The organism is Pseudomonas sp. GL-B-12 (genome assembly GCF_019955895.1).
In the GTDB taxonomy this organism is placed as follows: Bacteria; Pseudomonadota; Gammaproteobacteria; order Pseudomonadales; family Pseudomonadaceae; genus Aquipseudomonas.
Map to the genome: position 1 here is coordinate 59,583 of NZ_JAHBCX010000026.1, position 12,610 is coordinate 72,192.

At 59.7% G+C, this 12,610-nt stretch carries 11 protein-coding genes; 5 read left to right on the plus strand and 6 right to left on the minus strand.

The features are described from left to right. Positions 1-618: 618 nt before the first annotated feature. Positions 619-1,197, plus strand: coding sequence for an S-(hydroxymethyl)glutathione synthase (gene gfa / locus KGA85_RS15895; protein ID WP_223543213.1), 579 nt, complete (start codon positions 619-621; stop codon positions 1,195-1,197). 418 nt (positions 1,198-1,615) lie between these two features. On the opposite strand, the gene KGA85_RS15900 is transcribed toward gfa, so the two are convergent. From KGA85_RS15900 to kynU, 3 genes are all read right to left on the minus strand, one after another. Continuing rightward, on the minus strand, positions 1,616-3,025 hold the full coding sequence (locus tag KGA85_RS15900; RefSeq protein WP_223461359.1) for an amino acid permease: 1,410 nt from the start codon (positions 3,023-3,025) through the stop codon (positions 1,616-1,618). An 85-nt stretch (positions 3,026-3,110) separates the two neighbouring features. Further along, positions 3,111-4,424 (minus strand): OprD family porin, encoded by a 1,314-nt coding sequence (locus KGA85_RS15905; protein ID WP_223543214.1) that lies wholly within the window; start codon positions 4,422-4,424, stop codon positions 3,111-3,113. Between the two features lie 102 nt (positions 4,425-4,526). Next, complete coding sequence (gene kynU, locus KGA85_RS15910) at positions 4,527-5,777, minus strand: kynureninase (protein ID WP_223461356.1); 1,251 nt, start codon at positions 5,775-5,777, stop codon at positions 4,527-4,529. 209 nt (positions 5,778-5,986) lie between these two features. On the opposite strand from kynU, the gene KGA85_RS15915 reads away from it, so the two are divergent. Further along, positions 5,987-6,460: an Lrp/AsnC family transcriptional regulator gene (locus KGA85_RS15915; RefSeq protein ID WP_223543215.1), complete on the plus strand. Its 474-nt coding sequence runs from the start codon at positions 5,987-5,989 to the stop codon at positions 6,458-6,460. A gap of 15 nt (positions 6,461-6,475) precedes the next feature. On the opposite strand, the gene KGA85_RS15920 is transcribed toward KGA85_RS15915, so the two are convergent. Then, entirely contained in the window at positions 6,476-7,489 is a 1,014-nt protein-coding gene (locus KGA85_RS15920; protein ID WP_223461354.1) for an AraC family transcriptional regulator, read from the minus strand. A gap of 379 nt (positions 7,490-7,868) precedes the next feature. On the opposite strand from KGA85_RS15920, the gene antA reads away from it, so the two are divergent. From antA to antC, 3 genes are read left to right on the plus strand one after another with little or no spacing between them, the layout of a single operon-like run. After that, complete coding sequence (gene antA / locus KGA85_RS15925; RefSeq protein ID WP_223543216.1) at positions 7,869-9,260, plus strand: anthranilate 1,2-dioxygenase large subunit; 1,392 nt, start codon at positions 7,869-7,871, stop codon at positions 9,258-9,260. After that, complete coding sequence (gene antB, locus KGA85_RS15930; RefSeq protein WP_223461350.1) at positions 9,260-9,751, plus strand: anthranilate 1,2-dioxygenase small subunit; 492 nt, start codon at positions 9,260-9,262, stop codon at positions 9,749-9,751. The genes antA and antB overlap by 1 nt, the downstream gene beginning before the upstream one ends. Positions 9,752-9,769: 18 nt before the next feature. Beyond that, the gene (gene antC / locus KGA85_RS15935; RefSeq protein ID WP_223461348.1) at positions 9,770-10,792 is read left to right on the plus strand and encodes an anthranilate 1,2-dioxygenase electron transfer component AntC; all 1,023 of its coding nucleotides are present in this window, start codon (positions 9,770-9,772) and stop codon (positions 10,790-10,792) included. 65 nt (positions 10,793-10,857) lie between these two features. Here antC and kynB read toward each other — a convergent pair whose 3' ends face one another. Continuing rightward, positions 10,858-11,511, minus strand: coding sequence for an arylformamidase (gene kynB / locus KGA85_RS15940; RefSeq protein WP_223461346.1), 654 nt, complete (start codon positions 11,509-11,511; stop codon positions 10,858-10,860). 657 nt (positions 11,512-12,168) lie between these two features. Beyond that, a partial coding sequence (locus tag KGA85_RS31150; protein WP_263289148.1) for a hypothetical protein occupies positions 12,169-12,610 on the minus strand: 442 nt, incomplete at its 5' end.

A 12,610-nucleotide genomic window follows, 5' to 3' on the forward strand; every position in this document is an offset into this window, starting at 1 on the left:
TCTCCCAAGGGGCACAACACCGGCCATTTGGCGCCTGTCTTGAATGTCAGCCATGGGCCCAGGCTGTGTGAAAACACACTTGATACGTTCAACGTTGAGATTTTTTTGGATTGCCTGCGCAGTCGGTAGTAGAAAGCATGGATTGGTCCGTGCGGCCAACATCGGCGCGCATTTGGCTGTTGGGGGCCGCGTCAGCGGCAACAGTGAGGATCTGCCGTGACGCTTTTTGACTGATACGCCTCCCCGATTATCCGCCTTAGGCAGGGATGCTGATAACAGACACCACGGTAATGAAGTCCGTCCCTACAAACGATCCACTGTGTGACCATTGATGCGTCAAGTGGGGTACCGCGCCTGGCTCTCGCTGGCGTTCTGAATTCGGCACACTCGTCCGTGCGCTCGAGGCGTCATCGCAGACTATTCTTGATCTGGGTAACCGACCGGTCGCACCGAAGGAGGTCACTCGTTTATGCACTGTGTCCTTTTCGAAATCCGCCGCGGTTCGATCGGATGCATGAAGGCAAATCAATCCGCGCCGTCATCGAGTTCCGATGAACTACCGGTCTGGGGCACGGCCCCAGGCACTTTTGTCTGACACCCTGAAACGGAGACGCCAGCATGAGCACCTTGCAACTTCACCCTGCACTGGACAATGGTATCCAACCCGCCGCCGCGAATTTCAAAGGTGGCACCCTGCAATGCCTGTGTGCGACCGACAAGGTCGAGGTCAAGATCGACGCACAAACTCTGTATAACCACGCGTGCGGCTGCAGCAAATGCTGGAAACCACAAAACGCGACATTCGCCGTCATCGCCGTGGTGCCTCGAGATAAGGTCAGCGTCATTGCCCACGGCGAAAAACTGGCGATTGTCGATGAAACCGCCACCATCCAGCGCCACGCCTGCAAGCAGTGTCACGCCCATCTCTTTGGGCGCATCGAGAACAAGGACCATGCGTTTTATGGCCTGGACTTCGTCCACACCGAGCTTTCGCCACAGAGCGGATGGGCTGCGCCGGGATTTGCGGCGTTCGTGTCCTCCATCATCGAAACCGGCACACCGCCAGCGCAAATGAAGGCTATCCGCGAGCGCCTGCGCTCGATCGGCCTGGAACCCTATGACTGCCTGTCCCCGGACTTGATGGACGCACTGGCGACTCATGTCGCCAAACAGAAAGGCCTGCTCCCCGCCGCCTGATTGATCGGTCGCCGCGGTTTCTTTTCCGGACCGCGGCTCCGATTCACCTTTGATGTTGTGCGCCCCACATAATTAACTGGGGGGCTGTGGGCATCAAGACAACGGGTTAATCAAGACTCTTGAGGACCGTTGCCCACGTTGAAATCTGAATCGTTTGGACGGCGGAATTGCCTTGGTTTTTTACGCAGCAACGCCCAAAACGCACGCTTTTTGAGCTCTGAACAGGCGACGGCCACCGAGACCGACTTTTTCAACAGAATCGACCAACACCCGCCATTGAAATGCACCCTGAAAAATCAACAACAACCCGAGTATCAATCCGAAACCTGATCGAGCCCGGGGCGACGCATCGTCAGGTTCCGGGCATTGCCCAGGCATCGACCTGACTGAACTTCACCGCCCCGGCACGACCTTCAGGCTATAGCTTGGGCTGCGCACTCAGCGCCGTGACCGCCCTGGTTTTCCTGAAGAAAATACCGTAGACAATCGACAGCACCAGCAGGAACGGCACACCGAACACCAGGGTCATCTTGAAGGCTTCAGTGAAGTAGGTCGTGATCATCACCGCCCCCATCAGTACTAGCCCCAGCAATGTGCTGTAGGGAAACAGACGCATGCGGAACGACAGTTTGCGGTTGCCATTGCGTTCGTGAAAACGACGGAAACAGAAGTGCGTCAGGAAGATCATGAACCAGGTAAAGATCGCGCCGAACATCGAGATCGCCATCATCAGGGTGAACGAACTTTCCGGGTACAGGATGTTGAGCAACGTCGCCAGGGCGATACCCGAGCTGGAGAGCAACAGCGCGTTCAGCGGGATCCCGGTCTTGCTCAACACTCCCATGGATTTTGGTGCGTAGCCGGCACGGGACAGGCTGAACATCATGCGCGTGGTGATGTAAAGCTGACTGTTCATCGCTGACAACGCCGCGATCAGGATGACGAAATTCATCACGCCGGTGGCGCCGGGAATGCCGATGGCTTGCATCACCGTGACGAACGGGCTCTGGGCATGGCCAGCCTGGACCCAAGGCACGATCGCCAGCATCAACGCCAGGGTCAGCAGGTAGAACACCACCAGGCGCACGATAGTCCCGCGAAAGGCTTTTCTCACTGCTTGTTCCGGGTCTTTCGCCTCACCGGCGGCCACCGCGATCATCTCCACGCTCAGGTAGCTGAAGATCGACACGATCACCGCTATCCACATCCCTTGCAGACCATTGGGGAAGAAACCGCCGTGAGCGGTGTAATTGTGCACGCCGTATTCCGGGTTGCCGGAACCGAACACCACATACACCGCCAGGATGATGAAGCCGACAATCGCGCCGATCTTGATGGTCGAGAACCAGTACTCGAAGGTGCCGAAGGTCTTCACGCTGATGGCGTTGAGCACGATCAACACACTGGAGAACGAGACGATCCATATCCACTCCGGCACGTTGGCAAACCAGTACTTCATGTACATCGCCACCGCCGTCACTTCCGTGCCGACCGCGAGCACAATCGCCGCCCAATAGGCATAACGCACCAGGAACCCGGCCAGCGGGCTGACATAAAATTCGGCGTAGGCACCGAACGAACCCGAGGTCGAATGGGCCACGGTCATTTCCGCCAGGCAGCCCATCAGCAGCAAGGTGATGATTGCGCCGATGGCGTAGCTGAGCAACACGCTCGGCCCGGCATAGCCGATGGCATAGGCGCTGCCCATGAACAGCCCGGTGCCGATTGCACCGCCAATGGCGATCATGCTCATCTGCCCCGACGTCAGCTGACGCCGCAGGCCGTGTTCACGCTTGGATATCGTTTCGAAACCGGAGTTATCGGTCATTTTTATGTCCTCTGGATTTTGTCTTTCTTGAAGAGCACGTCGTAGGTTTAACGGTGGGGATCAGCCACGCACAGCAGGACACGGATCAGAAAATACTCAGTGGATACTCGATGATCACCCGCACTTCGTTGTTGTCGGTGGTGTCGGCGCGGGCGACCTGCGAGGTGGAGCGCACACTGGCCTGACGCACGCGTATTGAAAGGTCCCTGGCCTTGCCTGACTGCACGACATAGCGCGCTTCGAGGTCGCGCTCCCAGCGCTTGCCGTCATCGCCGTAACGTCCATAGGCGCCATTGGGTCCGCCCTCGTAATGGCTGTCATCGATGTGGTCACCACTGACGTAACGCGACATGAAGCTCAGGCCCGGTACGCCGAAAGGCGCCATGTCCAGGTCGTAACGCAGTTGCCAGGAGCGTTCGTTGGGGGCGTTGAAGTCGAGGACCTGAATCGAGTTGGCGAGGAAAATCGAGGTGCCCGGTTGCTGATCGAAACCCAGGTAATCGAACGGCTCATCGCCATCGACCCGCTGATACGCCAAGGTCACTCGATGGGCACCGAACTTGTACGCGGTGGCCAGCGACCAGGTGGTGTTGTCGATCTTGCCGGCCAGGCTCTGGCCGCTGTCGTTGGTGCGATAGAGATTGAAATCCAGGTTCAGCGACTGGCCTTCACCAAGGGCATAGGTGTAGTTGGCATTGCCGTAGTACTGGCGCCAGATGTCGGTGAACTGCGAACCGTACAGGCTGACACTCAGTTGATCGCTCAGGGCATAACTGCCGCCCAGATAATCGACGCTGCGGGTTTCCACGCCGGCGTACAGCGCCTTCAGCGCGCCATTGGCATTGGTCGAATTACTGTCGTTGCCGGCGGTGAAGTGACCAATGTCCAGTTGCAATGCCTTGAGTTCATTGCTGGTCAGCTGAAAGCCGGTGGCAACACTGGTGAACAGTCGCGCATTGCCGGTGCCGAACACCGGGTTGAGTGGGGTCAGGTTGCCGTACTTGAGCTCGGTCTGCGAAATCCGCGCCTTCACCGCGCCACCCGCTTCGGAGTACTCATCCTCGGGACGGCCATCGGCATCGACCGGCAACAAACCCGTACCCGTGCGTCCCTTGCCACTGTCGAGCTTGAGGCCCAACTGCGCATAGGCATCGACCCCGAACCCCACCGTGCCCTGGGTGTAGCCGGAGCGGTAATCGAGCATGATCCCGTGGGCCCACTCGTCCCGATAGTTCTGCCCGCCCGGGTTGTTGAGGTTATTGCGGTAGAAATAAAAGTTACGGTTGGTCAGGGTGAGGCTGCTGTCTTCGACAAATCCGTTGTCAGAAGCGGCACAGGCCATTTGGCCAAGGCAACTGGAGATGGCGAGCGGCAAGGCAGGCCAGAGGGACAGTTTCATTCTGCGTGCTCCTTATTATTGTGATTGCAGAACTGGTTATTGCCGGCGGCCGAAGCCCTGCCGCGGAGAAAATCCTGCGGCAGGAATCGGATGTCGGAGGGTTCAGGTCACGCTGTGGCGAACCTGGAATTGCGCTTGCGACCAGGTGTTCCGGTCGAGGATCTCGCCGAGGATCTGTACCGCATCCCAGACTTCGGTAAAGGTCGTGTACAGCGGGGTGAAACCAAAACGCATGATGCGCGGCTCGCGGTAGTCACCAATCACGCCCCGCTCGATCAGGGCCTGGATCACCGCATAACCTTCCGGGTGTTCGAAGCTGACGTGACTGCCACGTTTGGCGTGCTCACGGGGCGTGATCAACTTCAGTTCGTGAGCCGCGCAACGCTGCTCGACCAGTTCGATGAACAAGTCCGTCAGGGCCAGGGATTTGCGGCGCAAGCTGGCCATGTCGGTCTGGGCGAACACATCCAGGCCGCACTCGACCATCGCCAATGAGGTAATCGGTTGGGTGCCGCACAGGTAGCGGGCGATGCCGCTGCACGGCTCGTAATGCGACTCCATGGCGAATTGGCGCGAATGGCCGAACCAGCCGGACAGGGGTTGCGGCACCAGATCGCACAACTGTGGCGAAACCCAGACAAATGCTTGCGAGCCCGGCCCGCCATTGAGGTACTTGTAGGTGCAGCCGATGGCGTAGTCGGCACCCGCCTGGTGCAGGTCGACCGGCACCGCGCCGGCGGAATGGGCCAGGTCCCAGATGGTCAGCGCGCCACACTCGTGGCTCAGCGCGGTCAGGGCCTGCATGTCGTGCATGTATCCGGTCTTGTAGTTGACGTGGGTGAGCATGACCACCGCCGTGTCCTGGTCAATCGCTTGCGGCAACGCTTCAGGACTGTCGACCAGGCGCAGGGTGTAACCCTGTTGCAGCATCTGCGCGAGGCCTTCGGCGATGTACAGGTCGGTGGGGAAATTGCTCGACTCGCTGACGATCACTCGCCGCTGCGGCGACCTTGTAGCCTGTACGCGCAAGGCAGCGCTCAGCACTTTGAACAGGTTGATCGAAGTGGTATCGGTCACCGCCACTTCACCCTCCCCCGCACCGATCAAACCGGCCAGGCGGTTGCCCAAACGCTCGGACAGCTCGCGCCAGCCTGCGCTGTTCCAGCTGCGGATCAAGCCATTGCCCCATTCCTCGGCGACCACCGCTTGCGCCCGCGCCAATGCAGCGACCGGCCGCGCGCCCAGGGAATTGCCATCGAGATAGATAATCCCTTCGGGGAGCGCAAATTGCTGGCGCAGGGGCGCCAGCGCGTCCTGGGCATCAAGCGCCAGGCAACTGTTTCTTGTCGTCATCGGGTGTCCTGTTTTTTGTTATGCGACGCCATCCGGGCAGGTTGCATCAGCCGGTTCAGGCGCCCTGATTCAAGGCGATTCACTTGCCTTTCGATGGAGAGATAATGAACGAACCTTTGAAGAATTTTCGTGCAAAGTAACCGGCCATGTAGTAATTATTTCGCAGAATGTTCGAATCAAACCCCAATAAACGCGGATTTATTCAAACCATGAATCTTGACTCGACAGACCTGAGAATCCTGCATCAATTGCAACAGGATGGCCGTATCAGCAATCAGGAATTGGCGGAGAAAGTCGCCTTGTCACCCTCGGCTGGCCTGCGACGTTTACGCCTGCTGGAAAGCGAAGGGATCATCACCGGCTATCGCGCGGTGCTGAATGCCGAGCGGCTGGGCATTGAGCTGGAAGCGATCGTTCATGTGTCGCTGCGACAGGACGTCGAGGACTGGCACGAGACCTTCATCAAGAAGGTGCAGCAGTGGCCGGAGGTGGTCACCGCCTATGTCATTACCGGGGCGAGCAACTATGTGTTGCGGGTCCAGGCCCGCAACCTCAAGCACTTCTCGGATTTCATCGTCAATCACCTCAACCGCACCGCCGGCGTCACCGATATTCGTTCGGAAATCGTCCTGCAAAAAATCAAGGAGCGTGAGCAATTGCTGGATCTGGTGGTACGCAAGTAAGGCCGCGGCGGCCCTTCAAAGTCCCTGCTGGCGCCGGGCTTCGTTGCGCTGCAAGGTCATGCTCGGGGTTTCGTCGAACAGCTTGCGGTACTCGGTAGAAAAACGCCCCAGGTGCATGAACCCCCAGCCCATGGCGATCCCGGAAATACTGCGCACCGTGCCGTGCTCGAGGATCTCCTGGCGGACGGCGTTCAAGCGATACTTTTTCAGGTAGGCCATCGGCGACAGGGCGAAGTACTTCTTGAACGCGTCGAACAACTTGAAGCGCGAAACGCCGGCAGCGGCTTCGATGTCCTCCAGATGCAGCGCTTCCCGGGCGTTGTCGTGAATATATTGCCGGGCCCTGACCAGGTAGTGCGGCAACTTCACCCCCAGCGCGTCCCGCAGCTCCTGCGAATAGTTGTTTGGCTGGGCAAGGATCAAGCCTTTGATCAGCGAGCTTTCAATGTCCCGGGTAAAGGCCACCTGCTCGAACAGTTCACTGCTGCGCTCCATCTCGTCGATGAAATAACGCGCCATGCGCCACCACGACGCCGATGGCCCATCGATCGCATCCATCACCGGCTCGAAGCGCAGCGGCGCATCCAGGGGCCGTTGCAGCATCCCTTCCAGAGCCTCGCTCATCGCCACTCGGGTAATCACCACCTGGACCTTGCGACAGTCACCGGAAATCGCCAGCAGCTGGTGTTCATTGGGGGAAATGATGACCCCTTGATCACGGTCAGACCTGACCACGCTGCCAGCCTTGCTCAGCTCCTGTTCGCCCACCAGCGGCAAGCTCAGGCTGTAGCTGCTGAAGTGCTCGGCGTCCTCGATATCGATGGTGACATCGGTACCGTATTCGATCGTGCCCAGGGTGGTGGCCATCGACTTGAACATGTTGGCGTTGTGATGAAAGCGGATCCGTTCGGGGTTCGCACTCACCAGCCGATGAGGTCCGCAGATACCGGACATCCAGCTTCTGGCGGCCTCCAGGTCATCGCTGTCGACACGAATGTCGCGAAACTGCGGATCGACTTTGCTGCTCATCACGGTGCACTCAAGGTTTTTTTCGGCGCGCTCTGATGGCGCGTATGCGGTTTGCAAAGGCAAGTTCCAAGCCACAAGATCGCGGTGCTGACCCGGTGGATAGCAATCGCCAATTAAGTGGATAACGCTTGGCGACTCGAGCCGGAAAATGCCATCAAAGGGTATCGAACGCCCGCTCGAACAGTACCTGATTACCGCAAACCGCAGCAGCCGTTTATCGCCTGGTGCATGCCGCTGGGTATTCGCTGCCCAGCCCGCCCCCTGAGTGTTACCGCCAAACTTTATGGACTGCCTTCGCCCACAAAGCGGATAGACCCAGGCACGCCCCACTCTCTCTAATGAACGTACCGATTAGCCCCAATAAAAACAGGTACACCTCATGAGTGGCGAAAAAAACGTCGAGCAATGGAAAACGTTTATCGAAAGCTGCCTGGACTTCCGTCCGGCAGAAGGCGTATTCCGCATCGCCCGGGACATGTTCACCGAACCGCAGCTGTTCGATCTGGAAATGGAACTGATCTTCGAGAAGAACTGGATCTACGCCTGCCACGAAAGCGAGCTGGCCAACAACCACGACTTCGTGACCATCCGCGCCGGCCGCCAGCCGATGATCATCACCCGCGACGGTGACGGTCAGCTCAATGCACTGATCAATGCCTGCCAGCATCGCGGCACGACGCTGACCCGCGTCGGCAAGGGCAACCAGTCGACCTTCACCTGCCCCTTCCATGCCTGGTGCTACAAAAGCGATGGCCGCCTGGTCAAGGTCAAGGCACCGGGCGAGTACCCGGAAGGCTTCGACAAGGCCACACGCGGCCTGAAAAAGGCCCGCATCCAGAGCTACAAGGGATTCGTCTTCATCAGCCTTGATGTGCAGGCCGAGAACAGCCTGGAAGACTTCCTCGGCGACGCCAAGGTGTTCTTCGACATGATGGTCGCCCAGTCGCCCACCGGTGAGCTGGAAGTGCTGCCCGGCAAGTCGGCCTACACCTACGACGGCAACTGGAAGCTGCAAAACGAAAACGGCCTGGACGGTTATCACGTCAGCACGGTGCACTACAACTACGTGGCCACGGTGCAGCATCGCCAGCAGGTCAACAGCGAAAACGGCACTGCCGCCAGTGGCACCCTCGACTACAGCAAGCTCGGCGCCGGTGATGCCAACACCGATGACGGCTGGTTCGCGTTCGATAACGGTCACAGCCTGCTGTTCAGCGACATGCCCAACCCGTCGGTGCGCTCCGGCTACGCGACCATCATGCCGCGACTGATCGAAGAACACGGCCAGCAAAAGGCCGAGTGGATGATGCATCGCCTGCGCAACCTGAACATCTATCCGAGCCTGTTTTTCCTCGATCAGATCAGCTCGCAATTGCGCATCATCCGTCCGGTGGCGTGGAACAAGACCGAAATCATCAGCCAGTGCCTGGGGGTCAAGAACGAGTCGGACGCCGACCGCGAAAACCGCATTCGCCAGTTCGAGGATTTCTTCAACGTCTCGGGCCTGGGCACACCGGATGACCTGGTGGAGTTCCGTGAAGCCCAGCGTGGTTTCCAGGCGCGCCTGGAACGCTGGAGCGACATCTCCCGCGGCAGTCACCGCTGGGCCAGCGGCGGCACGCCCAACAGCGAGTCAATCGGCATTGCCCCGGCCATGACCGGCACCGAATTCACCCACGAAGGGCTTTACGTCAACCAGCACAGCAACTGGCAGAAATTCCTGCTCGATGGCTTGGACGCGAAATCCCTGAAACTCCGTGAGGTGCAATGATGAATGCGCAATTGCAGTACCAGATCGAACAGTTTTTCTATCGCAAATCCGAACTGTGCGACGCCCAGGACTGGGATGCCTATGTCCAGCTGTTCGCCGAGCACAGCGAGTTCCACTTGCCGCAATGGGACTCCGAACACGTCTACACCCGCGACCCCAAACGCGAAATGTCGCTGATCTATTACCCCAATCGTTCAGGCCTTGAGGACCGCGTATTCCGCCTGCGCACCGGCAAGTCCGCGTCCGCGACGCCGATGCCGCGCACCCTGCATCAGATCAGCAACGTGCGGATCGGCGCCCTTGCAAACGGCGAGCTGGAGGTACGCCTGAACTGGCACACGCTGTACTACCGCCTGGCGACATCCGAGCAGTTTTATGGCCGCGCGACCTATCACCTCACGCCCCACGTCGATAGCTGGCTGATCACCCGCAAGCACGTGTTGCTGCTCAACGACACCATCAACTCGGTACTCGATTTCTACCACCTCTGAATCCAAGGAGACCGGGGCATGAACCATAAGGTCGCGTTCAGCTTTGCCGACGGCAAAACGCTGTTCTTTCCCGTGCAACCCAACGAAATCCTGCTCGACGCCGCCCTGCGCAATGGCATCAACATTCCCCTGGATTGCCGCGAAGGCGTCTGCGGAACCTGCCAGGGGCGTTGCGAGTCAGGCGATTACAGCCAGGACTATGTGGATGAGGAAGCCCTCTCCAGCCAGGACCTGCAACAACGCAAGATGCTCACCTGCCAGACACGGGTCAAATCCGACGCCGCGTTCTACTTCGACTTCGCGTCCAGCCTGTGCAACGCCGCCGGCCCCGATCAACTCAGGGCAAGGGTCACCGATGTCAAGCAGGTGTCGGCCAGCACGGCGATCCTGCATCTGCACCTGGGCAATGCGGGACAATCGCTGGATTACCTGCCCGGACAGTACGCCCGGCTGCTGATTCCGGGGACCGAGAACAAGCGCTCCTATTCGTTCGCCAATCGGCCGAGCGCCAGTAATGAGCTGCAATTCCTGATTCGCCTGCTTCCCGATGGGGTGATGAGCGACTACATCCGCGAACGCTGCCAGGTGGGCGACGAAATCGCCCTGGAGGCACCGCTGGGGGCTTTCTATCTGCGGCACGTCGCCAGGCCATTGATCCTGGTGGCCGGTGGCACCGGTCTTTCGGCATTGCTGGGCATGCTCGACGAACTCGCCGAGCGCGGCTGCGAGCAGCCCGTGCACTTGTACTACGGCGTGCGCGATGCGGCCGATTTGTGCGAACAGGCGCGCATCCAGGCGTATGAACAACGCATCCCGGGGTTTCGCTACACCGAGGTGGTCAGCGAACCGTCGCCACACTGGACCGGCAAGCGCGGCTACATTGCCGAACACTTCGACATCGCCGAACTGCGTGATGGCCAGGTCGACATGTACGTCTGCGGGCCGCCGCCGATGGTGGAGTCGATCAAAACCTGGTTGCAGGCACAGGCACTGGACAGCGTGCAGCTGTACTACGAGAAATTCACCGAGAGCAATGCCTGACACCGCTCACCCGAAGGGAGCGCCGGAACCGGGCACCGGCGTCCACTTCGGATCTGTTGAATGGGTTACACGCGTTGTGTAGTACTCAACGGCCGCAAAATCGCCCTGACCGGACTGGCGTCCAGATGAGCGAACCGCAGCGGCAAGGCGATCAATTCATAATCGCCTTCCGGGACCTCATCCAGCACGATGCCTTCAAGAATCGCCATGTGATGGCGGGCCACGGCGCCGTGGGAATCCATGGTCCTGGATTGCTGCGGGTCCAGCGACGGTGTATCGATGCCGATCAAGCGCACGCCAAGGCTCGCCAACAGGTCGATGGTTTCCTTGGCAACCGCCGTGAAGTTCGAATCCCAGGTCGTCAGCGGTGCTTGTCGATAGGTTCGCAGCAGCACCCGCTCGGGCACATCGTGCAAACGCCCTTCCAGTTGCCCCGGCTGCACCAGCTCGCCGCTGTCCAGACAATGCAAAACGCGACAAGGCCCGATATAGACGTCCAACCCGACATCGCCAATCGCCGCGCCGTCAGCGCTGTAGTGCAACGGTGCATCGACGTGGGCGCCGGTATGCGGCGACAGGGTGATGCGTCCGACATTCACCGGACACTCGGGACCGTAGGTCCAGACGCGCTCCTCAAGGAAGGGCGTGTCACCCGGCCAGGTCGGTGTATCGGTACTCAAGGGTGGACTGATGTCCCACAACGTTGTGTTTTTTGTCATCGCAATGCTCACCGTGGTTTCCGGGTGAAATGATACGAGCGGCAGTCGTGAAGATTCGTGCAAAAACCTCAGGTAACCGCGCGGGTTTTCGCACAAACCACCATGGATGAGCGGTATTGCGGCAGGAAATTTCAAAGACACGAAGTCGAAAAAAAGTCGCAAGCCCCTCGATTCTTCGGGGCTTGCGACTCATTGCCGATACGTCCTTCAAACTCCCGGGACGTCATCGACGGGTATGCCTGACTTGTTCATTGCCGAACGTGCAGGCCTAGTTCTCTACCTCAACCGCGTCGAAATCCGGCGCGTCTGGCGCGTCCGGGGCGTCCGCCACGTCCTCTCTGGCCGCCTTCGCCTTGGCTTTGTCAGCCTCTCTGGCCGCCTTCGCCTTGGCTTTATCAGCCTCTCTGGCTGCGTTCGCCTTGGCTTTGGCTGCGTCTCTGGCGGCATCTGCGTCAGCCTTGGCGGCATCCCGGGCTGCATCCGCAGCGGCCCGGGCAGCGTCTCTGGCTGCATCTGCATCTGCGCGCGGTACGCCAGCAGCTCTTGCGGCATCCCGGGCTGCATCCGCCTCAGCTCTCGCGGCGTCCCGGGCTGCATCCGCCTTAGCTCTGGCGGCGTCCCGGGCTGCATCTGCATCAGCCTTGGCCGCGTCTCTGGCTACATCAGCGTCATTTCTGGCAGCGCCTCTGTCTTCCGCGGCTTCCCTGGCAGCGTCCCTGGCGTCTTCTGCGGCTTCCCTTGCAGCATCACCAGCATCTTCTGCGGCTTCCCTGGCTGCATCTGCAGCGTTATCCGCGTCGTTGTCATCGTCGTTGTCACGCGCGTCGTTGTCACGCGCATTGCCTGGGCCTCTGTTCCCGACCATTCCACCATGGTCATCGTCGTTGTCATGCGCATTGCCCGGGCCTCTGTTCCCGGCCATACCACCATGGTCAGCGTCGCCGCGCCCTGGGCCTCCACGGCCGTCAGCGCCATGGCCTGCACCACCATGACCGCCGCCATCTCCATGGCCGCTACCACCGTTACCGCCTCCGCCGTCACCACCGTGACCACCGCCTCCGGAGCCTCCACTGCCGGAGCCACCGCCGCCACCGTGACC